General features: G+C 62.3%; 16 protein-coding genes and 1 pseudogene. 6 read left to right on the top strand and 11 right to left on the bottom strand.

Translation table 11 applies throughout. The features are described 5' to 3' along the window. Window positions 1-109: 109 nt before the first annotated feature. Window positions 110-418, bottom strand: coding sequence for a transposase (locus ATI53_RS23990; protein ID WP_111550817.1), 309 nt, complete (start codon window positions 416-418; stop codon window positions 110-112). Window positions 419-475: 57 nt separating this feature from the next. Here ATI53_RS23990 and ATI53_RS23985 point away from each other — a divergent pair. Beyond that, a pseudogene (locus tag ATI53_RS23985) lies at window positions 476-1,038 on the top strand (transposase); the annotation flags it as partial. Here the strand turns inward: ATI53_RS23985 and ATI53_RS24210 are convergent. The 3 genes from ATI53_RS24210 to ATI53_RS15820 all read right to left on the bottom strand — a co-directional run bounded on the left by ATI53_RS24210 (window position 1,019) and on the right by ATI53_RS15820 (window position 7,444). Beyond that, on the bottom strand, window positions 1,019-5,362 hold the full coding sequence (locus tag ATI53_RS24210) for a Calx-beta domain-containing protein (RefSeq protein ID WP_111550816.1): 4,344 nt from the start codon (window positions 5,360-5,362) through the stop codon (window positions 1,019-1,021). The pseudogene ATI53_RS23985 and the gene ATI53_RS24210 sit on opposite strands and share 20 nt — an antisense overlap. A 230-nt stretch (window positions 5,363-5,592) precedes the next feature. Then, complete coding sequence (locus ATI53_RS15825; RefSeq protein WP_240778610.1) at window positions 5,593-6,369, bottom strand: class I SAM-dependent methyltransferase; 777 nt, start codon at window positions 6,367-6,369, stop codon at window positions 5,593-5,595. Window positions 6,370-6,451: 82 nt separating this feature from the next. Next, window positions 6,452-7,444 carry an NAD-dependent epimerase/dehydratase family protein gene (locus ATI53_RS15820; protein ID WP_034453715.1) on the bottom strand — a complete coding sequence of 331 codons (993 nt, stop codon included), beginning with the start codon at window positions 7,442-7,444 and terminating at the stop codon, window positions 6,452-6,454. 167 nt (window positions 7,445-7,611) lie between these two features. On the opposite strand from ATI53_RS15820, the gene ATI53_RS15815 reads away from it, so the two are divergent. Together ATI53_RS15815 and ATI53_RS15810 are read left to right on the top strand one after the other, a co-directional pair. Beyond that, complete coding sequence (locus ATI53_RS15815; protein ID WP_240778609.1) at window positions 7,612-8,916, top strand: glycosyltransferase family 2 protein; 1,305 nt, start codon at window positions 7,612-7,614, stop codon at window positions 8,914-8,916. Then, a complete protein-coding gene (locus ATI53_RS15810) occupies window positions 8,913-9,836 on the top strand; it encodes a glycosyltransferase family 2 protein (protein ID WP_111550814.1) in 924 nt (307 codons plus the stop codon). Before ATI53_RS15815 ends, ATI53_RS15810 begins: the two co-directional genes overlap by 4 nt. A 7-nt stretch (window positions 9,837-9,843) precedes the next feature. Here ATI53_RS15810 and ATI53_RS15805 read toward each other — a convergent pair whose 3' ends face one another. The 5 genes from ATI53_RS15805 to ATI53_RS15785 form a co-directional block, all read right to left on the bottom strand. Continuing rightward, complete coding sequence (locus ATI53_RS15805; RefSeq protein ID WP_034453717.1) at window positions 9,844-10,683, bottom strand: sulfotransferase family protein; 840 nt, start codon at window positions 10,681-10,683, stop codon at window positions 9,844-9,846. Between the two features lie 37 nt (window positions 10,684-10,720). Beyond that, on the bottom strand, window positions 10,721-12,934 hold the full coding sequence (locus ATI53_RS15800) for a GumC family protein (protein ID WP_111550812.1): 2,214 nt from the start codon (window positions 12,932-12,934) through the stop codon (window positions 10,721-10,723). A 38-nt stretch (window positions 12,935-12,972) separates the two neighbouring features. Beyond that, entirely contained in the window at window positions 12,973-14,013 is a 1,041-nt protein-coding gene (locus ATI53_RS15795) for a glycosyl transferase family 2 (RefSeq protein WP_009507353.1), read from the bottom strand. Window positions 14,014-14,078: 65 nt separating this feature from the next. Beyond that, the gene (locus ATI53_RS15790) at window positions 14,079-14,990 is read right to left on the bottom strand and encodes a glycosyltransferase family 2 protein (protein WP_009507354.1); all 912 of its coding nucleotides are present in this window, start codon (window positions 14,988-14,990) and stop codon (window positions 14,079-14,081) included. Between the two features lie 176 nt (window positions 14,991-15,166). After that, window positions 15,167-16,432: a polysaccharide biosynthesis/export family protein gene (locus ATI53_RS15785; RefSeq protein ID WP_111550811.1), complete on the bottom strand. Its 1,266-nt coding sequence runs from the start codon at window positions 16,430-16,432 to the stop codon at window positions 15,167-15,169. A 25-nt stretch (window positions 16,433-16,457) separates the two neighbouring features. Between ATI53_RS15785 and ATI53_RS15780 the strand changes: the two genes are divergently transcribed. Beyond that, the gene (locus ATI53_RS15780) at window positions 16,458-17,651 is read left to right on the top strand and encodes a glycosyltransferase family 2 protein (protein ID WP_111550820.1); all 1,194 of its coding nucleotides are present in this window, start codon (window positions 16,458-16,460) and stop codon (window positions 17,649-17,651) included. A gap of 100 nt (window positions 17,652-17,751) precedes the next feature. Here ATI53_RS15780 and ATI53_RS15775 read toward each other — a convergent pair whose 3' ends face one another. After that, the gene (locus tag ATI53_RS15775; RefSeq protein ID WP_170134596.1) at window positions 17,752-21,093 is read right to left on the bottom strand and encodes a G8 domain-containing protein; all 3,342 of its coding nucleotides are present in this window, start codon (window positions 21,091-21,093) and stop codon (window positions 17,752-17,754) included. A 1,193-nt stretch (window positions 21,094-22,286) separates the two neighbouring features. Between ATI53_RS15775 and ATI53_RS15770 the strand changes: the two genes are divergently transcribed. Continuing rightward, the gene (locus ATI53_RS15770) at window positions 22,287-23,144 is read left to right on the top strand and encodes a sulfotransferase domain-containing protein (RefSeq protein ID WP_009507358.1); all 858 of its coding nucleotides are present in this window, start codon (window positions 22,287-22,289) and stop codon (window positions 23,142-23,144) included. Beyond that, window positions 23,141-24,304, top strand: coding sequence for a glycosyltransferase (locus tag ATI53_RS15765; RefSeq protein ID WP_009507359.1), 1,164 nt, complete (start codon window positions 23,141-23,143; stop codon window positions 24,302-24,304). The genes ATI53_RS15770 and ATI53_RS15765 overlap by 4 nt, the downstream gene beginning before the upstream one ends. Window positions 24,305-24,320: 16 nt before the next feature. Here ATI53_RS15765 and ATI53_RS15760 read toward each other — a convergent pair whose 3' ends face one another. After that, window positions 24,321-25,274, bottom strand: coding sequence for a glycosyltransferase family 2 protein (locus ATI53_RS15760; protein ID WP_111550809.1), 954 nt, complete (start codon window positions 25,272-25,274; stop codon window positions 24,321-24,323). Between the last annotated feature and the right edge of the window lie 154 nt (window positions 25,275-25,428).

Genomic DNA, 25,428 nt, shown 5'->3' with positions numbered 1-25,428 from the left:
CGTCGGTCAGCAAGTAAAGGCCGCTCATGCCACCGCTCCGTTTGCCGAGCCGTGAACCGCGCAGCGCACTGAAAATCAATGCATCCTGAGCCTAACTTGTGATCCCGGCTCACCATTTTTTGCCTCGCGTCCCGAGCAGTTGATGCGAGGCTTCGGCTAAGAAATCCCGTTCCACCACCAACTGGCCGATCTTCGAGTGCAGCTTGTCGACATCGGCGGCGCTCACCTGTTCTGGGGCCGCGCCACGGTGCGTAAATGCCGTCGCCATGTTTTCTATCGCTGCGCGTTTCCAAGTCCCGCTCTGCGTGGGATGCACTCCGTACTTCTTGGACAGTTCCGCCAGCGTCATCTCCTCGCGGATCGCTTCAAGCGCGACCTTGGCCTTAAACTCTGGCGAATGGTTCTTGCGTTTCTTCATTTTGGATCGTCACTTTCATCATGCGATCTACCTTAACCACCGGTCCGAATTTCCGCGACCACCTCTTGCCTGGCGGTCGGGACCACCAGCAGTGACGTCGGGGATGCGCTCGTGTTGCCTGATCTGCCGCACCGGATCCCGCCCGATCAAGACATCGGCAGCGTCACCGCCGATGGCGCGTACGACACGCGCAAGTGCCACGAGGCCGTTGCCGGGAAAAACACCTATGCAGTGACCCCACCGTGCAAGAATGCCACGATTTGGAAACCGACGAGCGCCGGAACTATTGCCCGGAACGAAGCGGTTAGTGCGCAGCGATACTTGGGTCGTGCCTTGTGGCGGTGCCAGAGCCGATACCACCGCAGAAGCCGCGTCGAGACAAAACCTCTCGGGATCATGCTGCGCATGACCCTGCCGGTCAGTGGATACTTTGCATGACGCTGCTGGACCTGCGCCCCATGGCGGGTGACCTTGATCGCCAGGTCGCTGAGGCTCAGGTGCGCGTCCCCGTCACGAAATCCCTGCGCCAAGACCGCCTGGGGAAAGGGGAAACCCGCCGGTCAGCGGGTTTGTGCAACAGCGTCACGCGGGACTGTACGCCTACAGAAAGCCAATCGTAGCGCTTTCCAGCTCACTCAGGCTCAGGCCCTCGATCAACACGGAACCGTTTGTCCAAGACAACAACACACCATCGGCCTGATCCAGAGCGGTAAGATCCGATGCGTCCATCCGCAATTCAAGTCGATCATCCGCAAGGACAAAGTCGTCGATGATGTCTGCCCCGGACCCGCGCGCGAACACAAATACATCCGCCCCGCCGCCGCCGTTCAGCGTGTCGTCACCTGCCACGCCCACGAGCCGGTCGTCGCCATCGCCGCCGTTCAGGCTGTCATCTCCGCCGCCACCGTTCAGCGTATCGTTGCCAGCCCCGCCCCAGACCGTATCGGCCCCGAAGGCCCCGCTTTGCGCGGTGTCGAGATACAGATCATTGCCGGCGCCGAGAACCGCCAGATCGGTTCCGTTGCCGCCATTGACCCGGTCATTGCCCGCCTCGCCGTACAGCGTATCGGCACCGCTTCCGCCGATCAGAGTGTCGCGATCCTCACCGCCCCGCAGCACATCGTTGCCATTGGCGCCGACCAGCGAATCCCGTCCCGCCTGGCCAAACAGCAGATCGTCGCCGCCGCCGCCGTTGATCGTGTCATTGCCGCCTTCGCCCCTGACCGTGTCCTGTCCGAACCTGCCGCCCTGGCCGGTGTCGGTGTAAAGATCATAGCCCATCCCGAGCCGGGCCGTATCGGCCCCGTCGCCGCCGCGCACGGTGTCGTTCCAGCCGCCTGCGATCAACAGATCGGCATGTGACCCCCCCTCCAGAAGGTCGGCCCCGGCGCCGCCGATCAGCGTATCGGCCCCCGCTTCGCCGAACAGAGCATCGTTGCCGATCCCGCCATTCAGACTGTCGTCTCCAAGCTCGCCGTGGACAACGTCGGCGCCCCCGCCCGTCGAGACGGTGTCGTTGCCGGCCCCGCCCCAGACCGTGTCGGCCCCGTCGCTGGTGTTCTGCGCGGTGTCGTAATAAACATCGTCGCCGCCGCCAAGAAACGACCTGTCGCGCCCGTCGCCGCCCCAAATCGTGTCATCGCCGTTGTCGCCCCAGATGCGATCCCTCGCGCTGCCCCCCGATAGCTGGTCGCCGCCGGTGCCGCCGTGCATGCTGTCGTTGCCGCCGCCGCCTTGCAGCGTGTCGTCTCCGGCCTCGCCCCAAAGCACATCGCTGCCCGCCTCGCCGAACAGCAGGTCGTCGTCGTCGCCGCCGAACAGCGTGTCATTGCTGCTGCCCCCGCGCAGCGTGTCCTGCCCGGCCTCGCCGCGCAGCAGGTCGGCGCCGGTTTCGCCGACCAGCAGATCGCCATCACTGCCGCCCCAAAGCCGGTCATTGCCCACGCCGCCCCAAAGCCGGTCGCGTCCGGTATCGCCGTAAAGCGTATCGGACCCAAGCCAGCCAAAGACGGTGTCATTGCCTGCCAGAGCGTGGATGGTGTCCGCCCCCATGGTGCCGACCAGCCGATCACCCACTGACGAGGGCGTGCCGCCATAACCCGCGCCGTCGTCAATGCTGACCGTGACCGAAGGAATGGTGCCGTTCACATGGGTTCCCGATCTGGCGGTGAAATTCAGCTGAAAGGTTTCGGTGCCCTCGACCAGATTGTCGCTGCGGGTGCGTACCAGAACGGTCGCGCTGGTCTGACCGGCAACGAAGGTGATCGTGTCGGTTACAAGCGTGACGTCTGCGCCAAGCGTCGCGGTGAACCCGGTCGCGGAGACGTCGAAGGTCTCGGCCGAGGTCAGGGGCTGGGACAGCTGCACGTCATAAGCGCGCAGGAAGGTGCCGTCATAGCCCTCGATCACGGGATCAGGCGAGGCCAGCAGCATGGTGTTCGACCCGGCGCCGTCGTCGTCCAGGATGATCCCGTTCGCGCGCAGGATCGACACGCGGCCCGCGAGGCTGGCGTTGGACGATTGGTCGTAAAGCTCGACGGCAAAATTCTCGTCGCGCTCGTCGGTGCTATCGCTGCGAGGGTAGATATAGATGCTGGCGGTGGTCTGGCCCGCCGCAAAGGTCACCGTCCCGTTGTTCTGTGAACCGCTGGACGCATAGTAAAGGTCGTCATCGTCGGCCGAGCCGGACAAAAGCGTGCGGTAGTTGACCGTGATCGCATCGGTCGCCGGTTCGGACAGGGTCACCACAAAGCGCAGATACTCGCCTTCCAGCGCCGCAGCATCCGCAATCGAGATCACCGGCCCCGGGCCGCTGTCATCGTCGAGGATGGTCGCGGACCCGACCAGCCCGCGGCTTCCCAGAGACACGCCGGACGGCGGGGTGACGACAAGCGAAAACGTCTCTGTAGGCTCGGACAGCCGATCACCGAAGACGGGAACCGCGATGCTGGCGCTGCTCTGGCCCGCCGCAAAGGTGACGGTGCCCGATTGCGCCTGATAATCCTGCCCCGCGGTCGCGGAGCCGTTCTGCGTGGAGTAGCCGACGGTCATCGCGCGCGCGGCGGGCTGCGACAGGTCAATCTGGAACAGCGCCAGTTGACGGCCGCTGTCGCCTTCGATCAGCACCGGGTCGGACACGAACAGATCGAGGTTCGACCCGGTGCCGTCGTCGTCGCTGATGATGCCATTGGCGCGCAGCGTGGCGGCATTGCCCGCCAATGCGGCATTCGAGGATTCATCGAACAGCTCGACGGTGAAATTCTCGTCGCGTTCGTCGGCGCTGTCGTTGCGGGCATAGATGTAGATGCTTGCGGTGGTTTCGCCCGCCGCAAAGGTCACGATGCCGTTGTTGCTGGTGCTGGTGGGTGCGTAATACAGATCGTCGTCATTGGCGGTGCCGTTCATCAGCGTGCGGTAATTGACCGTGACCGCATCGGTTGCGGGTTCCGACAGAGTCACCACAAAGCGCAGGGATTCGCCTTCCAGCGCCGCGCCATCGGCGATGCTGATGACCGGCCCCGGGCCGCTGTCATCGTCCAGAATGGTGGCCGTCCCAACCAGCGCGCCCGTCCCCAGCGAGACGCCCGAGGGCGGCGTGACCACCAGCGAAAACGTCTCGGATGGCTCGGAGCTGGTGTCACCGAACACAGGCACGGCAACGCTTGCGGTCTTCTGTCCCGGCGCAAAGGTCAGCGTGCCCGACTGCGCGCCGTAGTCCTGACCTGCGGTGCCCGTTCCGTTGGCCGTGGTGTAGCTGACGGTCAGCGCGCTGGATGCGGGCTGCGACAGGTTGATCTGGAAAAGCGCGATCTTGCTGCCGCTGTCGCCTTCGACAAGCACCGGATCGGACACGAACAGATCAAGGTTCGATCCGGTGCCGTCGTCGTCGCTGATGATCCCGGTGGCGCGCAGCACGGCGGCATCGCCCGCCAGCGCGGCATTCGAGGATTCGCCGAACAACTCGACGGTGAAATTCTCATCGCGTTCGTCGGTGCTGTCATTGCGGGCGTAGATGTAGATGCTTGCGGTGGTTTCGCCGGGGGCGAAGGTCAGCGTGTCGTTGTTGGTTGTGCCGGTCGGAGCGTAATACAGATCGTCATCATTGGCGGTGCCGTTCATCAGCGTGCGGTAATTGACCGTGACCGCATCTGTCGCCGGTTCGGACAGGCTTACCACAAAACGCACGGAATCGCCTTCGAGCGCCGCGCCATCCCCGATCGAGATCACCGGCCCGGTGCCGCTGTCATCGTCAAGGATCGTCGCGGTGCCCGCTCGCCCGGCGGTGCCGATCTGCGCGCCGGAGGTCGAGGTGATCACAAGATCGAAAGCTTCGGAAAATTCCGGGATGGTGTCGCCGATGATCGGCACCGACACCAGGGCGACGGTTTGTCCGGTGAAGGTGATCGAGCCACTGCGGGCCTGATAATCCTGCCCGGCAACGGCCGATCCGTCTTTGGTGCTGTAGTTGACCGTCAGCGCGGTCGAGGGGATCTCCGACAGCCGGACCTCGAACACCGCGTTGCGACTGCCGCCGTCGCCCTCGACGATCACCGGGTCGGACACGAAAAGGTCAAGGTCCGACCCGGTACCGTCTTCGTCAAGGATCACGCCGGTTGCGCTTAGCGTATTCGCGCCGCCCGCCAGTTCGATATTGGCCGAAGGGTTGAACAATTCGACCACGAAGTTCTCGTCCCGCTCATCTTCATTGTCGCCGCGGGCGTAGACGTTGATGCTGGTAGAGGTTTCCCCCGGACTGAAGGTGATGGTCCCGTTGTTGGTGGTGCTGCTCGGAGCGTAATACAGATCGTCGTCATTTGCGGTACCGGTGACCAATGTGCGCCACCGGACGGTGGCCTCGTCGGTCAGCGCCTCGGACAGCGTGACGGTAAAGGTGACGTATTCGGATTCAAGCGCGGTTCCGCTGGAAATATTGATGGCTGGCATGACTAATCCTCTGTCAGGTCACGTTGTAAAAAGGCGCGCTGGCCGCAGTACGACCGCGCGTGTCAATTCGGATGTCACTGATTGGTGAAGTTTACAGCCGCGCCGACTTGGCGCCGTCTGCCCGTGTAATTTCAAACGGATAGGCATCAATATCGGCATCGGAACAACCAGGCTAGATAAAACCAGTGAATCGTTAACGCTCGTGACGAAAAGTAAGATGCGGATTTACGTTATGTCAACCGCGCATCAGAAGCTTCGATGTTTACGCTTGGGCGCTTGCTAATGATTGCCCGCAAGATCACCGGATTTCCGATGCGATCCGAAAGCCCGCACGACTGCATCACCCGTTCAAGCACCGCTGAAACCCCGGGCCGCTTGAGCGCGCGATGCAGGACCATGGGAAACACGAACTGCCCTGTCTCACGAATTTCGCCGAAGCCCTGCTGGTCCAGCGCCTCATGCACGATGCGGCGCCTTATGGTCCGAAACCGCCTGGTGTCGCCTTCGACCTTTTTCTTCAGTCCGAACAGAAGCGGCTCTAACAGGTTCGCCCCCCCCGGAATCGGAAAATCAAGGATCACGGCTTGCCGGGCCACCCGCGTCAGTTCGGCCAGGTGGGCGCGCCAATCGTCGACATGGGCCAGCATACGAAACGACGTCACGACGTCAAAGCTGCGGTCCGCGAATGGCAGCGCCGTCAGGCTGCCGGTTATCATTTCAAGGGCGGGATCTGTCATCGCGCGGACCTGGCCAAGCGCGCGTTCGCTGCTGGCAAGAACGCAGACCTGATGGCCGCGCGGCAGCAGCGCGCCCGCAATCTGCCCGTGCCCGCCGCCAACGTCCAGCACCCGCGCCTTGGGCCAGGGCGTGATCAGATCGCACAGGATGTCGGTCTGGCGCGACAGCAGCCACGCCCCTGCCCGCCCCTCGAACCGGCGCGCATAGCGTTCTGAAGACGAATCGAGATCGGGCGCGTCGCCACCCGCCATGTCGCGACGGGGTGCCATCGCCGAATCGCCACGCGGGGCCGTTTGCGGTGTGTTCATGATACTTACTACCCAACTGAAATAATTACAAAAAATGAACTGGTCAGGACAGCGTCAGATACCCCCTTTCGAAATAGTCCTTGATGATATCGGCCACCTCGCCAGAGAAATCCTGTTTCGGCGCGAAGCCAAGTTCGGTCCGCGCTTTCGATATGTCAAAGGCGCGATTCTTGAGAAAGAACGACACGCGCCGGGGAAACAGTGGCGGTTCGATCCCGAACGGCTTGCAGATCCATTCCGTCGCATGCGCCAGCGCCATGACCGGGCCGGTGGGCAGATGCAGGCTTGGCTCGGGCACGTTCAATTGCCGCGAGATTTCCTGTACCGTGTCCTTCAGCGTCATGTAACGGTCGCCGCCGATCAGGAAAGCCTCGGCGTTGATGGTGTCGGCCTGCATGGCCAGCAGAAATGCCTCGGCCAGATCCCTGACGTCGACCCAATGGGTCAGCGCCAGACCGTTGCCGACGTAAAAGAAATTCTTGCGCGCGATCATCCGGAACAGTTTGAGCGTCCGGGTGTCGCCCGGCCCGTAGATCATCGTGGGGCGCAGTACCACGCCGCCGATCTGGCCCGAGCCGAAATACGACATCGCGATGTTTTCACCTTCGATCTTGGACAACTGGTAAAGATCGCCGGGATTGAACGGCGCGCTCTCGTTCGCAGGCGGGTCCTTGATATGGCTGTGCACACCATTCGTCGAACAATGCACGATGCGCGGCACCCCCGCCGTGATCGCCGCCTCAAAGACATTCTGCACGCCGGCGACGTTGACGTCGTAAAACGCCGCGTCCGGAACACCCGCCTGACGGAACAACGCCGCGACATGGTAGATACCGCTGACGCCCGCCATCGCCTGGGGCAACGTATCGGGCTGCGTGATGTCGGCCACGACGACCTCGGCGTAAGGTTCGAGCGCCGCGGCTTGAGATGTTCGCCGAACCATGGCGCGAACAGCGACGCCCCTTGAATGTAGATGCCGCACGAGATGTTCGCCGACAAATCCCGCCGCTCCGGTTACCAGATAAAGACCTTGCATACCAAAAACCTCCGAAGCCCGTGCAATTCGGGCGGGGTTAGTGTGGGCCCATCGGCAAATTCTGGCAAGTTCAACACGCGCCGGCGGGAAATTCTGCCCGGTTCGCAGCCGATCACCGCCACCATTGCAGTCGCGGGCGGCATTCGTTCTGCCGCGCGCCGGGTGATATGGGCGAATCGCGCGATCCCGGTATGTGGCCCGGAACCGCGTCTTGCCAAAACGTATTGGCTGCCCCTAAACTGACCGCACTGATATTATCGCGCGTCGCGAACCCCGGCTTCCCTTTTTGCCGTCGGGTCCGCAATTATTTGTTCCCCCGTGATTTTCCGGGGTTTTCTGATCACCGAGGTTGCCTTTTAATGAGTCTCTTTTCCGATCTGCCCATGTTCGGGCCCGGCCTGGGGAATGCCCCCGCCCGCCTTTTTGCCCCGAATGGCACAGGCCTGGCGATGAATGGCGGCGCTCATGCGAACCAAGCTTCGACGTACCGGGCCGCCCAAGTCCAGCCCGCCGAGGTTATGGTCGGCATACCGGCGCTGAACGAAGCCGACCATATCGAGCCCTGCCTCATGTCTCTGACAGACGATGATCCCTGGATGCAACAGGTCGCCATCGTTGTTGCCGACGGCGGCAGCAGCGACACCACCCGCAAGATCGTGCGGCGTCTTACGGCGCGTCTTCCCAATTTGCGACTGATCGACAATCCCGAACGACTGCAATCGGCGGCGTTGAACGCCATCGCCGCCGGTGCCGGGCCACGGCATCGTTACCTTGTGCGCTGCGACGCCCATGCGGCCTATCCGCCCGGCTATGTGCGCGCGGTCGCCGAGAGTCTGGCCCTTCGACCCGAGGCGGCGTCCGTCGGGACGGTGATGGATGCCGTCGGAGATGGCTGCTTTCAACGCGCGGCGGCATGGGTGGTGGACACGCCGCTGGGGTCGGGCAATTCGGCGCATCGCGGCGGATCGACGTCGGGTTGGATCGACCATGCGCATCACGCGGGTTTCCGGCTGGAATGGTTCCGGGCGATCGGCGGTTACGACCCTGCCTTTCCCCACAACGAAGACGCTGAACTTGACCATCGTCTCGGCCTTGCCGGCCAGAAAATCTGGCTGGATGCCGATATCCGGCTAAACTACCGGATGCGCCCCACGATGCGAAAGCTGGGCAAACAATACTGGTCTTACGGGCGCGGCCGCGCGCGAACGGTGCTCAAGCATCGACTGCGGCCGCGCCTGCGCCAGCTGTTCCCGGTCCTGGCGGTATTGGCGATCGCCACATCATTGGGGGTTGGGGCGATCTACCCTCCGGCGCTGCTGCTGACAGCAAGCTATGTTGCTCTGATGGCGGCGGTTTCCATCGCTGGCGCCCTGGCCATGCGCTCGGCCTGCGGGCTATGGGCCGGGCCGGCGATGGGGGCCATGCATCTAGCCTGGGGGGCGGGTTTCTTGCGACAAGTGGTGCTGAGATGAACGCGCCATTTCGCAAGATCGACGCTTTGCTGTGTACCTTCCGCCGCGACGACGTGCGCGAAACGCTTCTGTCCCTCGATGCGCAGCAAGTGCCTGCCGGGGTCGATTTGCGCGTCGTCGTGAGCGACAACGACGGCACCGCCAGCGCACGCAGGATCGTCACAGACACGGCGGCGCGGATGCGTGTGCCGGTCCTGTACCTGCATGCTCCGGCCTTCAATATCTCGATCGCGCGCAATGCCGGGTTGGACGCAGCGTCGGCGCGGGGGGCCGACTGGGTCGCGTTTCTTGACGATGACGAACGCGCCGATCCGGACTGGCTGGCACAGCTGATCGTGCGGGCCGGCGCCACGGGCGCGGATGCGGTGTTCGGCCCGTCGCTGGCCCAATACGGGTGCGGCGCACCAGACTGGATGCGCGCGCAGGATGTCCATTCAAACCGACCGGTGCGCCGGGGCACCGTCGTGCAGACCGGACACACCTGCAACGCTTTTCTCCGCTGGAACGGCGCCGCCTGGCGCACACAACGGTTCGATATTGCGCGGGGCCAGGCCGGAGGAGAAGACACCGAATTCTTTTTTCGCCTGTTTCGCGCCGGTGCCCGGTTCGAGATCTCCGAAGACGCCATCGTGCGTGAGAGGGTCGCCCCCGGACGCATGACCTTTGGCTGGATCCTGCGCCGCAAGTTCCGCTCGGGACAAAGCTATGCGGCGGGGGCGCACGGATGGAAAAGCCGGGCGGCGCGGGCCGGGCTGGCGGTCGGCAAGGGGCTGGTTTGCGCCAGTGCGGCGATGCTGTTTTCCCCATCAAGAGCGCGGCGCAACCGTTGGCTGCTGCGCGGCGCACTGCATGTCGGGGTCGTCGCCGGATGCCTCAACCTGCGGCAGCCGCGGATCTACGGGTTGAATTCCGGCCCCTAAGCGGGACTCAGACCTGCCAGTCGTCAAACGGAAGCCCGGACAATGCGCGGAACGCGTGTGCGTCAGGCGCCAGCCGCTCTGAAACTTCGGCGCGCAGTTCCGCTCCGACCTCGGGCGCACCGCGGTTCGGGGCGACCGACAACAGGTTGCGCGCCCTGTCACGGGCGCTTCGGCTGATGTAGCGATCAAACCGTCGCAATCCCCGGCTGCGCCACGCACGCTGCACGAACCCCGGCAATCGCGCGTTCGACGCCGCATCGTTGCGCGTGGGAATGCCCGCGATCTCGCAACGCGACACGCCGACGAAATCCACCACCCCGTCCATCACCGCCTGAGGGTCCCGGCTGAGTTGATCGAAGTCGATGATAAAAAGCTGCTCGCGGGGAAAATGTTCAAGATAAGCGTTGATCTGTCTGGCATAACGACTGGTTTCCAGCATGTTCTGCCCGACCTGCGAATCGATCAGATCCGCCGGCTGAACCCGCGCCGTTCCCGTGTTCCATGCGTGCTGATAATGCGAAACGAATCGATCGACAGGATCGCGCGCTAAAAAGATCAGGCGCACATTGGGCAATACGCCGTGAATTCGGGCCGGGACGCCACGCCACAAATGACACATTGCGTAACTCGGAGAAGCCTCGCCATATATCGAGTATCCCGGATCGAATTGGCTTTGATACCAGGACATGCCGAGCGGAAAATTCATCTTTGGAACGAAGAAATCCGTTTCCTTCATCCGCGACATGCCAATTTCGGGATGATTGGACAAATGATGATACAAAGTCGTCGTGCCGGCGCGCATCGCTCCGACGACTATCAATCCTGGAAGCAGTCGCGTTGGTATCATCACAATCGTCTCATAACTCCGAACTTATACAGATTGACTATCCGTATTCGTATTTCGATTGCGCGCCTTGTGGCGACATCGAAAGCACGCTGACCATCTGTGGCGGATCAAGCTTGGCAAGCGTTTCCAGTGCCGCCTCGACTGTCCGCGAATCCATGCCGCAGCGCACCATGAACACCACCTGATCTGCGGCGCGGATCATCGGAGACGAGTCCGACACCGGCGTCAGCGGAACGGTATCCACAATGACCACGCGGTATCGCTGCTTCAGCTCTCCAAGCAGGTCGCCCATCGGCTCTGACAGCAAAAGCCCCGCAGGATCGCCCAGCCCCGAGCGCGCGGTCAGCACGTCGGCGCGCGACTCCGGGTCCTGACGGATGGCTTCGTCCAACGGCAGTCTGCCGGTCAGCACGTCGATCAGATCCGGGGTTGGTGCGATGTTCATCAGCCGCGCCAGCGACGGGCGGCGCAGATCGGATTCGACAAGGATGCAATTCACCCCCATCTGCGACAGAGAACGGGCCAGCAGGATGCTGGTCGTGGTCTTGCCGCAATCGCTTTCGCTCGAAGCCAGCGTCACGATGGCCCCGCCCCCCTTGGGAAGCCCCATCAACAGCTGGCTGCGCAGCGACCGGATGCTTTCAGACAGCGGGCCCAGCGGCTGGCGAAGAACGTGATTCAGCGGGTTGGCGGGCTGAAACACGAACCGCCGCGCCTTTGGTTGCACCAGAACCGTGCCGCCGGTCAGCGCCATCAGCTGCGTCGTACTGCGCAACGCCGTATCGGTCAGGGCCAGCAGGAAAACGATCCCCATACCGGCGAACACCCCGCCGATCCCCCCGAGCGCCACCGACAACGACTTGCGCGGCGCGATCGCCGAAGGCGGCACGTCGGCGTAGAAAATGACCTGCGAATCGCCTTCTTGAAGATCGACGCTCTCGCTCGTCTCGGTGAACTTGTCGAGAAACGTGTTATAGACCGCCTGCTGCGCCTGATAGTCGCGTTCCAACTGGGTGAGTCGCACCTCGCGTCCCGCCTGCTCGATGGCGCGGCTCTCCAGAACCTGTAGTTCACCGCGCAGCACCACGACCCGCGCGGCAGCCAAATCGACGCGCTGAGCTTGCTCGTTGCGCAGGCGCCCGGCCTCATCGGCGATGGTCCCTTCGAGCCGCTCGATCGCGGCGATGGTCTCGACGGTTTGGGCGGTGTCGGCGCCAAAGCGTTCCAGCAGCAAATCGCGGCGCTGGCGCAGGCTGACCACCTCGCCCTGAAGCCCGTCCAGCAGATCGGACTGGAACAGGCCGGTGGCCGCAATGGCACCTTCACGCCGGATCAGCGCATCGATACCGGAAAGATCGGATTGCAACTCGGCCAGTTCGGCCGATGCGTCATTGACGCGCCGCGACAGATCTCCAATCTGTTCGGACAGCAACCGGCTGCCACCAAATCCAGCGGCAAGGTTTCCGGTCCGGTAGTCAATCATCGACCGTTCGGAGGCTTCGAGCTTTTCACGCATCTCGCTGATCCGCGATTGCAGCCCCGTGGTCACGCGCCGCAGACCTTCGAATTTGCGGTCAAGCTGATCATCCATGTAGACATCAACCACCGCGTTCGGAATCGCCGAGGCCAGAAACCTGTCGGTCGATACAAACTGGATGTCCACAAGGCTTGTGGACCCGACCTGCCGGACCGAAAGGTCGCCCATCATCTCACCGACAAAATCCGCCTGCGTTCCGAGCTGAACGCGCCCGGCCCGCGCGGCAAGCTGCACCGGATCGGTGGTTTCGCCCGCAGGCCCCGCCGCATCCGGGTCCGGTAATGCAACACCGAGGCTGCGCTTGAGCGCATCGACGGCGGCATCCCCAAGACGCGCCAGAAGCGATGGCTCGGGTTCGGGCGGACGCAGCGCGACATTGAATTCCGGTCGCGTCTCAAGGTTCAGCCGCTCCGAAACCTTGGACAACACCCGCCCGGACCTGATGATCGCGATTTCGCCGGCGATGGCATCATCGTCTATCTTGAGGTCAGGAATAAGCGTCCCCAAAACGCTGTCCACCCGGTTCGACTGCCCCATCAAGATCTGCGCGCGGGCGGAATAGGTCGGTTCGATCTCCAGCACGATGACCGCGGCAATCATCGCCCCGACAACGCCGGTCACAGCAATGATCCACCACCCTTTGCGCAGGATCTTGAAGATAGAGCTGAAATCCAGAACCGTTTCGCGCCCGTCAGATTTCAGCGGCGGCTCCATGTGTCGACCTGAGCGAGAGGGCTGCCAGTTCACGCGCGTCACCCATCATTTGAAGCGGCAAGAGGGGCGATCACATTCGAGGCAGCCGGCATGCCGCACACGGACCGATCCGCCCCCGTGATGATCTCGCGAACGGCATATTGCCTGAGCCGCCGGGAGTTGGCGAAGATGATGATCTCTCCGACCAGCCCGATGGCAACGATCTGGACGCCCAGAACCACCATAAGCACGGCAAAGATAAGCGCCGGGCGGTCAGCCAAGGCGTCGCCCAGCAGCCTCTGCCCGATCAGCACCGCCGTCGCCAGCGCCCCGAAGATAAAGATCGGCATCCCGATCGCTCCGAAGAACCGCAACGGGCGGCGCAGAAAATTCAGCACGACATACAGCGTGATGGCGTCAAGAAGGGCAACGAAATGCCCCATGGGCCGAAACACATAGCGCGCGTTCGCATGACCTTCGTTGCTCACACCGCGCAGTTCGACCTCGGTCAGCTTGTAGCCGCGCTGCCCGGCGATCACGGGGATGAAATGCTGTCGAACGCCAAACCCTGTCACATCATCAAGCACTGCGCGTCGGGCAAGGCGCGTGCGACAGAAAGGATCGGCGGGGCTTTGCCCGAACAGCCGCGCCAGCATACGGGTAAGGTGTCGCCGACGCCACGCCTGCCATCTGCTTTGAGGCCGGTTCGACCGGGAAACCGTCACCATGTCCGCATCGCCCAGCATGTCGGGCAGGCGCGCCAGATCTTCGGGCGCCACCTCGGGCCATCCGGCCAGGGTCAGCACCGGATTACCCCGGACCCGGCGCATCGCCACGCTCAGCGCGGCATCGTCGCCGCGCCAGGGGCGCTGCCCCAGCACCAGCAGTTCGGGCCAATCGTCGCCGATCAGGTTCAGCGCTGCCATGACGGTATCGTCGCGCCCGTCGGTGATGCAGATCACCTCATAGGGTCGACCCATCGCGTCCAGCTCGGGCCGAACAGCGACCAGCGTGTCGGGCAATTCCTGCATCGCTTCTGCCGCCACGATAACAGAAAGAAGCCCCGGAGTATGGGTGTTGAGTGATCCGCCGATCGTCATGAAAACCTCTTACATAAAGTACAAAAACAAAGTCGGGCGACCAGGTCGGCGCCGCAGGGCCGGCGTCACGGATCGCGTTGCTGAAACATTGCTCCGGTAATCAGCCCAAGGAACAACAGGAAAACCGCCAGCGCCACCAGCAGCCCGACCACCGCGGTTTCAACCACAAGATCGCCGCCACGCATCGTCACCATCGCGAACAACGCCGCCGCCGATGACAGCGCAGCCGCACCGGAAAAGCGCGCCAACGGGCGGCGTGTGAAAATCTGGAGCGTCTTGATCGAAATGAGATCGAGCAGCACCTTGAACACGCGTGACAGGCCGTATTTCGAAACCCCGAAACGCCGTGCGTGGTGGCGCACGCCAACCTCGGCCACCCGCGCGCCCATCTGTGTGCTCATCGCCGGAATAAAGCGATGCATGTCGGAATAAAGCGGCACGCGCTTGATCACATCGGCGCGGTAAACCTTGAGCGAGCAGCCATTGTCGCGAATCGGAATGCCGGTGACCTTGCCGATCAACCAGTTCGCGATCCTGGACGGCAGTTTGCGCGACAGGAACTTGTCCTGCCGGTTGATACGGTAGCCGACGACCAGATCGTAACCCTCATCCAGCTTGTCCAGCATCATCGGAATATCAACAGGATCGTTCTGCAGATCGCCGTCCATGGTCACGACATACCGTCCGCGCGCATGGTCGATCCCGGCCATCATGGCAGCGGTTTGTCCGAAATTGCGCTGGAACCGCACCACCACAAGCCGTGGATCGGACGCGGCGATTTCGGCCAGGCGCTCAACCGAGCGGTCGCGCGAACCATCATCGACCAGCACCATCTCAAACGTCCGGCCCGTCGGTTCCAACGACGCGACGATCTTTTGATGCAGCAGCGCGACGTTGTCTTCTTCATTGTATACGGGCACGCAGACAGAGATCTCGGGCCCGTTTCCGGATCGCGATGCGGGGAAATCCAGTGGCATGAACGCAGCCTTTTTTGTCCTACAAAACCGGGTGCGACCGGGGGACAGAGACCCGATAGTCAGACCCACACATTTACAATTAGGTTCACTTTAACACACTCGCTTCTTATCGCGACCTTTTTCCGCAACGCGACAGGTTTGCCGGTTCATCGTGTGAACATGGGCTCATTTGTGCGTCAATTCCGGCCGGTGATGATGTGCGTTTCCACGTTCAGCACATCCGCCGGGAACAGCCGCGCCGTTACATCAACCTGCATTTCCTGGACTTGCGGGCTCCCTTGCCGGGTGATCCGGTACGCCATGCGGACGTCGGCGGCGCGTTGCGTTGTCGCCAGCAAAGCCTCAGCCCCGACCAGCAGTCTGAGATTGGTGTCGCGGCGCGCCGCGAGCCGATCACTCTCGGCCTCGCTTTGCTGCAACTGTTGCAGGATCTCCAGCCGCCGGTCGGCTTCGAGCGCGATTCGCTCCCGTTCAATCTCCGACACATTCTGCCGCGCCCGGTATATCGCGGTTTCGGTGTCCAGTTCGCGCGCCTCCAGATTGATCAACTGCCCCTGCAGCGTCACCAGATTGTCCGACCGCAAAAGCCCCCGTTCCTGAAGCGTCTCGGCATTCGCGACCGAGCCTTGCATCAGCTCGACCTGCTTTGACAGCCCGATCAGCTTTCCCTCCAGCGCAGCAATCTCGGTTTCAAGCAGCGCGCTGGTGTGATCGAGCGAGTCCAGCGCGCGCTGTTGTCCTTCGCGGCGGCTGACAAACAGGTCGCGCTCGTGCACGATAAGCGCGTCCAGCGCAGCCGGGCCGTCGGGATGCACCAATCCTTCGGGGGGTGAAAAACCCGGATCGCCGCGCATCTCTGCCCGAAGACGCGCAGCGCGAACAGCTTCGCGCGCGGCATCCAGCCCCAGTTCGCGCAGGTTACCGACGGTGCGGATCGCGGCGCTTTCGCCTTCCAGACCGTCCGCGAATGGGGCCAGGCTTCCCCCCGCCAGCGCCACCGCCTGCTGTACGGTCAGGCCGGGCGAAAACGGGTAGGCGCCGGGCCGGGCGACGTTGCCAAGCACATAAATCGGGCGGTACTCGACCACCGACACCGACACTCCGGGCTGGTCGACAAGCCCCAAGCGCATCTGCAGTTCGGCCTCAAACGCTTCGGCCAGTTCGGGCAGGCTGTAGTTCTCGGCGGACATCGCGCCCACCATCGGGACCATAATCATGCCATCCGTACCGACAGAATAGGTTCCTCCAAGGGCCGCGAATTCGGTGAAACCCAGGGCAATGCTATCCCACTGAACGATCCGCACCGCGATCCGGTCGCCAATATTCAAACGGTAGCTGTCTTGCGCAATTGCAGAGCCACCCAAGGCGAAGACGCCGAGCATGACGGCGAGACGCAGCAGGTTTGTTGTGCGAATGCGGCCACTGTGGAATAACTCGTACATTCGGGCACCCGGGACTATGGATTTTATGACATCGATTTCAGTAATTGTGCCAAGCTATAACCGCGCCAATTTCCTGCGCGAGGCTATCAACAGTCTGACCGCGCAGACCCGCCCGGTCGAGGAAATTCTTGTATGGGACGATGGATCCACCGATTCCACGCCCAACGAGGTCAAATCGCTGTCGGGCCCGATCCGCTATTTTCGCGGCGAAAACGGCGGCAAGGCAAAGGCGTTGAACGCGGCGATGCGCGAGGCCCGCGGCGAGCTGATCTGGATCTGCGACGACGATGACATCGCCCTGCCCGGCGCCGTGGAACGGCTGGCTGGCGTGCTTGAGCGTCGGCCGGAAGCCGGGGTCGCGGCGGGAAGCTATGTGCGTTTTCGTGACGACGCCGCAACAGGGGCGCGTGTGGAGACCGGGCCGGGGTATTGGCCCGACCTGTCCGACGGATCTGTGCTTCGCCACCTGCTCGAAGATATATTCCTGTTCCAGAATGCGACGCTGGTGCGGCGCGCCCTCTACGACAAGGTCGGCCCGTTTCGCGAGGATCTGGCGCGGTCCATCGACTATGACATGGTGGTGCGGCTGGCCCTTCAGGCGCCCGTCGTCGTGCTCGAAGAGCCCCTGTTCAAGCAACGCAAACATGACGGCGCGCGGGGTCCCGCTGCGGCTCGGCACGCGGCGGCACAATCAGACGCAGTGTGGAAACAAGCCGACCGCGCGTTGTTCGCGCCGTTTCGCGAATCGATCCCCCTGTCGCTCTATGCAGGTCTTTTTGACGGCGCGCTGGCGCAACGGGCCGGCCTGCTGCAACGCGCCTGTGTCTTTGCGCGTCGTACCGATTGGGACAGCGCGATCAACGACTTCAAGGCCGCCGCGACGATGGACCCCAACGTCGCGCTGTCAGAGGTCGAGCAGGCAATCTGCCGACGCGCTCTCGCCGGCAAGCATGGCATGGTCGAAGCAACCAGCGGGCCGGTGCGCGCCCGGCTCGTGCAGGTGGGTCGGTCCGGTGCTGTTGGCACGCAGATCGCAAATGCCCTCGCGCGCGGAGCGCTGTGGCGGGGGCGCGCCGCCTTTTCGGCCGGGCGCCTGCCCGAGGCCGCGCAGATTGCACGGTTCATCCTGTCGCTAGGCCTGTCCGCGCGAGGGCCGCAGCCAACCGTACCCGCGCCGCCCCTGTCAGAGCGGCGCGAGCCGCTTCACCTTGCCGTTTGAGACATGTATTTACAGTGTTTCCGTACAGCCATCGCCTGCGGGCCAGCCAAGATACGTCGTGCCCCCGGCGCAGAATCGCTCTGCGCCGGAAACGCCAGATTTAGCCGAGGATCGAGTCGGACAGCGTAAAGACGACCGATTGATCCACGATGAATTCGTCCTCTTCGACGTTGTTCAGCACCGCAAGCGCGTGGAAATCGCCATCGGCCTCAATCCCGACGCGCAGACCGGGCTTGATGTTCTTGAACGTCACCGCCTCCATCATTGCCGCTGCATCAAGGTTGAGCGCTTCAGCGATACCGGACAGGTCGATCTGATCGCCCTCGTCCTGCGAGAAATCGGTGACGGTGTCTCGGCTACCGTCAAGCGAATCAGCGTTAAAGACAAAGGTGTCGGCGCCGTTTCCACCGGTCAACTTATCGGCGTGCTGCTTTCCGACGATGATGTCATTCTTGTTCGTTCCAACAAGGGTATCGCGGTTTTCAGTTCCGAAAATGAAGAGATCGGCCAGACCCGGCGTCGCGCCGCCGTCTGCCCCGGTATCCGTCGGCTCTTCGGGTTGGCTCGGCGTGTCTACGACGGGTTCGTCAACGGGTGCGTCGATGACCGGGTCAGGCGCGCTGTTTTCGGTGCCTTTGAAGATGAGATGGTCTGCGATCGAGAAATCGGCAGCGTTGATACCTTCCAGCACTGAAAGAACGTGGGATTCGCCGTCAAGCTCGACCGTGATGCGCATACCGGGCTTGATATCCTTGACAGAAACAGCATCCAGCATCTGCTGCGCGTCAAGCTCAAACGCATCGGCCAGCGCGGAAAGGTCGATCTTGTCACCGTCAGCCAACGAGAAATCCGTGATGATGTCGCGGTGACCGTCGAGGGATTCGCCTGTGTAACGGAAGATGTCCGCGCCCCCTCCGCCGGTCAGTATGTCCTTGTGATAACTGCCGTCAAGCACATCGTCGCCCCCGGTGCCGACGAGTGTATCGCGGGCCGAAGTTCCGAGAATGACAGTGTCGGAGCTGTTGTCCGAGGTGTCATCCACGGGCGCGCCGGCATTTCCCTTGTCCGAACCGCTGGCATCTTTGCCAGTGCCATCATCCGGCGCGCCGCCACCCGAGGTCGCGTCGTCGGCGCCGCCGTCCTTCGTGCCGCCACCCGAGGTCGCGTCACCAACATTGTCGGCGTACCACCCGGCATTGTTGATCGTGGGCGTCGGATAAGCGTCAAGCATGTACGGCGCCAATTCGGCCACTGTCATGTTGACTACGTTGATCTCGATGATGACAGGGTGCTGATCGCCTGTAAGCCGGTCGGTGATCCAGTTGACCACCGGACTGACCCAGGTGCCATCGGCCTTCTGGGTGACCCCATGCAGGTCAAGGAACATCTCCAGCGTGAACTCGCGCAGCAGGTCACCGGAGGCGGCGCCCAGGGTAAGGTCGATGCCTTCGAAATCCTTGCTGCTTCCCTTGCCGCTCGGGGTCTTGGCGACAACGTATTCGTTGAAATTGCGCACACCGACAGAGTCAGTGATCGTTCCGGTGAAGTTCAGCTTTGAATCGCCCTTGCCGATGGTCATATCGGACCCGGCATCGGCCTTGAAAGTGATGGCATCGATCGGCGTCAGGCCGGCGCTGCTCAGGATCTGCGGTTGCGGATCGGTGTAGTCGATATCGTGAAGGCGCTTGTAATAGTCGATCAACGAGCCGCGCAGCCCGCTGTTGTCGACGTTGCGCATCAGATCGTCCTGATCGATGTCGACCCCGACATTCACGAATTCAGTGTCGATCAGAACGACCTCGTGGTTCAGACCCCAGCTTTTGTAACCAATGGCGAAATCATGAACCTCGACGTTGTTGAAAACGACCGAGGACGTTTTGCGCATGATCGAAAAACCGACGTCCGAGCCTTGCCAGACCGAATCCATGAACATGTAGTTCGAGGCGTAATTGTCCAGCGACACCGCCTTGCTGCCACCCCAGACGGTAAAGTCCCGGAACACGCTCATTGTGTCGGTGTCGTCCGAGAACTGGCGGTGGAACACGCGCAGTCCCTCGCCGGTGGCAATCGAGGTGTTGTTGTTGAAATCGGTGATCGGCGGCTCTTCGTGATCGAGCCCCACGTCGAAGGGCGACGGATCATAGGGCAGTTGCCCGCGTTCGAACATTTCGCGATGGGCGCCATCCTTTGGTGCCGATGGGTTCGCGGCATCCTCGGGGAATTCTTCGATGCCGAAGTAATTCCAGCCGATGGCAGCGTTCGCGGCGATGTTGCCTTGCTGAATGACGACGCGCGACTGGTTCTCATATGCAGCCCCTTCGACACCGACGGCATCATGCCCGCTGAAATAGGTGCTCGCAACGGAGCTGACCAGGTTGTCCATCCACATGCCGGTCTCGTCACCTGCCTCGGAAACCATGCCCGCGCCGACGGTGTCATGGACGATGCTGTCCATGATGCTGGCATCCGACGAATGCTGGACGATCCCCCAGCCGGGCGAGCCCGACACGGCAACGCCCTGGATCATGTTGGTCGGGCTGTCAGGATCGGTGCCGATCTCGTGCAGGTGCAACGGGTAGCGCCCGGTGGGATTGGTGGCTGTGCCGGTCGGAATGCTTTCATCCGTGCGGCCAAGATCAGTGAATTCGGCAAACATGGCCGAGTTGGCATTCTCGCCATGATCGACCATGTCGTTCATCAGCATCACATGCCCGCGCACCCCATCGGGATTTTCAGAGGTGAACACCACGTTGCGCGACAGGTTGCCGACATAGGTCGTGAAATCAAAGCCCGCGGGCGGTTCGTGGTCGTAATTCAGCGACTTGTCAAAGGTGACGGTCTGCCCGCTGACCGACACAATGGTGCGGGTCTCGTCCGCGCTGCCATCGCCAGTACCGACGAACAGGATCTTGTCTCCGGCCTTCCAGTTGGTGAGATCGCCCTCGAGCCCGACCGATGTCGCGCCGCGGCTGACGGCGTTGCCGGAAATCTCGAGATGGCTTTCCTTTGCGGCACCGTTGATATCGACATGCCCCATCGCCACAAGGCCATGGCTTAGCATCATGGGATCGGTACCGGTGTCGATCGGCGTGTCGCGAAAGATGATCCGGGCGCTGACATCCGCATTGATCGCCGCATCGTGCATCGACCCGATTTCGACCTGCGATCCCATATCTGTAACGATGGTTTCAACCAACAGCGTCGTGTTCCGATCGGTGGCCCAGTCAAGCATCCCCCCGACGCGGACCGTCGCAATCGGGGTGCTGTCATCCACGTCGTAATCGACGGTGATGCCGCCGGGAATGTAGACATGCGCCTCGGCCCCCGGAACCTGCCCGTTCTTCCAGGTCGACGGGTCCGACCACGCCCCGTCCCTTATCGCGACATGGGTGGCTTCATCAACCGGAGCGAGCGCATCGACCTGCGCAGCATGCTCTGACATCATGGGTGTTTCCCTTCATTCTTTTCCGTGGTCGCGCAGAGTTATCTGAGTGCATGCGCGACAATTTCGGTTGCCGTTAGCCCGGCCGGTTTCCACGCACGCCCATGCCGCGATGCATCCCGGCAAAAAAACGCGCAAGATCGCCCAACACGGTGCCCATCCCCATGGACCCGCATTCCAGACAAAGCTGACGGTATGATTTCTTTTTCGTTACAGACGCTTAGGTCTGGTAATTCCTTGCTGAAACGTGCACAATTTCAGCCCGTTCCAATCGTCCGCACTCCCCATGCTTAAAGGCCCGCGTTCGCGGCACTATCAACACATAACTGCCTTTCGACCTGCTGATCGCACGACACCAACCGACAGGCCGGGACGGCGCGATGAGCAGGTTTCAAGTTATTTCGCTCATTCCACTCTCTCACAGGGTGATGGTCTGACGAGAGGGCACTGTCATCTTTGGCTATGAATAAAGGGATAATGGAATACCTGGAGTTTTCGTTTACTTGGGGGAACTGGGCGGCATCACGCCGATCCGACAACGCAGATTCACCTTGCTAGAAACGCCCGAGGCAGTAAAATGCAGACGTCTGATTGGGTAAATTTCACGTCTAGCAATGACTTGTCCAAAACGCCGAAAACGCGCCGCTTTCACGGCGCGCGCTCAGCGAAGTTTTGCCCAACAAGCTGACACAACTTGTGTCAGCGACCATTTTACAGACTTTAGCGGCGGAATGAGGCGAAACTGGCACGAAGGGTGTTCCCCGCAACAGATGGACGTCAAGGCTGCCCCAAACGGCCGCCAGAAATGTCGCGGCTGAAAACTCTCCCTGAAATCAAATTGATCGCTATTTCCAGCGATACTCCATGGATCGTCACGCCGCACTTTTCGGGCGAATCGCTTTGCCCGCGCCTGATCGGCGCGATAAACGCAGGCGCTCGTGCTCCCCACCGGGGGAGACGTCGCTCCGATGGTCTCGTTCAGCTCCGTCAAAAACCAGGCGTGGCAGCGCCGTCCAGGTCCGACCGGTCCATCCGTTTGCGCGATGACTATCGACACTGGTGCGCGGTCACGGTCAGATCCTCGGCGGTCTCGACGAAACCGGCAGCTTGCTTGGGTGCTCCGGAAACTGCGGCCTTGCCAGACCCCGGAACATCACCGATAGTTTTGGGGTAACGAGTTAAGGAAACGGAGTATGCGCCCAGGCCTGATTGGAATCGGCGCGCAGAAATGCGCCTCTTCGTGGTTGCATGCGATTGCGGGATCGCACCCGGAAATCGGCATTTCAGACCCCAAGGAAGTCGACTTTTTCTCATATTACTTTGATCGCGGTTACGCCTGGTATGAGGAACATTTCGCGCCGGACCCGTCGGCGCGGGTGTGTTTCGAAAGCTCGCCGTCGTACTTTCACGACCCGCGGGCACCAGGCCGGGCCTATGCCTATCGCGCAGATCTCAAGGTGCTGGCGTTGCTGCGCGACCCCCTGAAGCGCGCCTTTTCAAACCACCTTCACGAAATCATCAAGGGCCATATTGCGCCCTGCTCCTTCGAGGACGGGCTGGCAAACAACCCCGCCTACCTTGAACAAGGCCTTTATGCGACGCATCTGTCGCGCTGGTTCGATGCGTTCCCCGCCGACCAACTGCGCGTGATGTTCGCCGAGGAAATCTCGACCGATGCACGCGCCGCCGCCCGCGATGTCTTCTCTTTTTGCGGTGTCGACCCGGCGTTCGACAGCCCGATCCTGCTGGAGCGCCGCAACGAAAGCGACCGCGCCAGAATGCCGGTGCTGCGCACAGGCCTGCGTGCGGGCGGAGACTGGCTGCGCCGACAGGGCATGGAGCCCGCGCTTGCGCGGCTCAAGCAGACGGGTCCGGTCTCGGCGCTGCTGAAGGCCAACAAGATTGATATCCGCCGGGAAATCCCGCCGATGACCGCGGAAACACGCACGCGCCTTACCGAGTATTTCACCCCCGAGATGGACCGGCTGCGGCAGATGCTGGCCCGCGATTGCCTGCCGTGGGAAACCATGCGCCTTGCCTCTGCATCATGAGCGACGCGCGCCCGAAGCTGATCGTCTTCGGTTTCGACGCAGCCGAAGCGGCGCAGATCCGGCGGATGCGCAGCTATCTTGATTGCGGCTTCGATGTCATGGGCTTCATGATGCGACGCGCGAACATGAACCTTGATTTCAACCCCTTCTGGGAAAACGTCCACCTGTTCAGAACCAGAAACGGAGGCCTGCCTTGGCGCGCGGCAGCTGTCGTGGGGTCGGTGTTCAAGGTGTTGATGAATCGTCGCAAGCTGGCCGGGGCGGATGCAATCATCGCCCGCAACCTCGACCTGTTGGCCGTCGCCGTTGCGGCGCAGGCAATGACGCGACCGAACCCCCCGGTCATCTATGAATGCCTTGATATACATGACCTGATGACCGATCCGGGGATCAAGGGCCGCGTGACACGCGCGCTCGAACGGGCATTGCTGGCGCGGACAAGCGCGCTGATCATCTCATCCCCTGCCTTTCTGCGCGAATACTTCGCCCCGGTGCAAAACTGGGACGGCCCGGTAGCGCTGATAGAAAACAAGCTGTGGATCGAAGACGGCGGCCCCGAACGTCCAGCCCCCCGCGTCGGCAGCGCCCCGTCCGAATGGACCGCTGATGCGCCGTTGCGGCTGGCATGGGTGGGTACGCTTCGCTGCGCGCGCAGTCTTGCGATTCTCGCTGAAACGGCGGATCGTATGGGGGATGGCGTCCGGATCGCGCTGCACGGGGCTGTGCATCACCATGCCGTGCCCGAATTCGAGGCAACCCTTGGCGCCTGCCCGAACATGACATGGCACGGGGCCTACGCTTATCCCGACGATCTTGCGCCGATCTACGCGGCAAGCGATCTCGTCTGGGCGCAGGACCTGTGGCAATGGGGCACGAATTCCACGTGGTTGCTGCCGAACCGGATCTACGAAGCAAGCTATTTCGGGTGCCCCTCGATCGCCGTCGCGGGCACGGAAACCGGGCGCCGGGTCGAGAACGGCTTGGGCTGGACCGTGCCGGAACCCAGTGCCGAGGCGCTTTGCGCCCTGCTGGCCCGGCTGTCCCCTGCCGACGTTTTCGCCCGGCGCCAGGCACTTCTGACCAGGCCCGCATCCGAGTTTCGCCAGACTGCCGAGGAAATCACCAACGCCCTGCATATCGGGCTGGCCGCGCCTGCCTGACCCGAGACGCGGCGGCTCAGCGGTGCCCCGCCCGCCGTATCCGGCGCGCAGACGCCTCAACGATCTGCCGCAGCAGACGCCCGGTAGCCTGCGGCCTGCGCACCAGCGCCGCCAAGGCGACCGCCGGGCGCCCCGCCTTGAGGGATTGCAGCACGGCTTCGGACGTGCCGAAGTCGAGAAACCGACGCATGTGAAGCCGCATCAAACCCTGCGCCCTGGGGGACAGTTGCGCGGCATGGCGTTCAAGAAACGCTGCGTCAGCGCGTGCCAGCGCCTGTGCGTGATCAGGGTTCAGCCGCGACGAGATCGTTCCCGACGCGCGCGTATAAAGATAGCCCGCCTCGGGCGAGACCCAAAGCGACCCACCCGAAGCAAGCAGCGCGGCGATCAGGTGGAAATCTTCTCCGTTGCGCAGAGCGTCGTCGTAGCGCAACCCGGCGCTCTCAATAAATTCTCGTCTTATCAATGGCTTGAGATACCCAAGCCCAGGTTTGCACTGCTCGGCCTGACACCCGGCCAGGAACGTTTCCAAATCCCAACGGGTGGGTTCAGAAAGCGCAAGCGGCGCAAGATGCGTCGGCCCGACGGCCTTGCCCGCGCTGTCGGTCGGCTGGAAATCGTCATAGACCGCGTCCGCGCCGACCGCCTCGGCAAGCGCGATCAGCGACGCCAGCCGCCCCGGAACCATGGCGTCATCTGCATCAAGCACCGCGATCCAGCGCCCCTGCGCCGCGTCGATTCCGGCGTTGCGCGCCGCTGCCGGTCCGCCATTGCGCGACTGACGCAACACGCGAATCCGTTCGTCTTGCGCCGCCAGCGACCTGGCCAGCCGGAAGGTCCCGTCGGGCGAGGCATCGTCGACCACGACAATCTCAAGCGAAACGCCCTTTTGCGCCAAGGCACTGCCTACCGCATCGGCAAGGCTTGCTTCGGCACACCAGGCCGCGATGATGATTGTTGCGTCAACCATGTGCGCGATCTACCATCAGGGCATAATTCGTTTTTGTTTTCTTTATGTGTTAGGACTACGCGTATGTTGGATAACCGCGTCTTACCTCGTTATTCAATTTTGACGGGTCTCGCTCTGTGCGCAAGTGTCATTCAGGCTCCGGCCGCCCCCGGCG

Source organism: Salipiger aestuarii, from assembly GCF_003259905.1.
Lineage (GTDB): Bacteria > Pseudomonadota > Alphaproteobacteria > Rhodobacterales > Rhodobacteraceae > Salipiger > Salipiger aestuarii.
The sequence above is the reverse complement of the archived record's forward strand: the minus strand, read 5'-3'. Positions and strand labels throughout refer to the sequence as shown.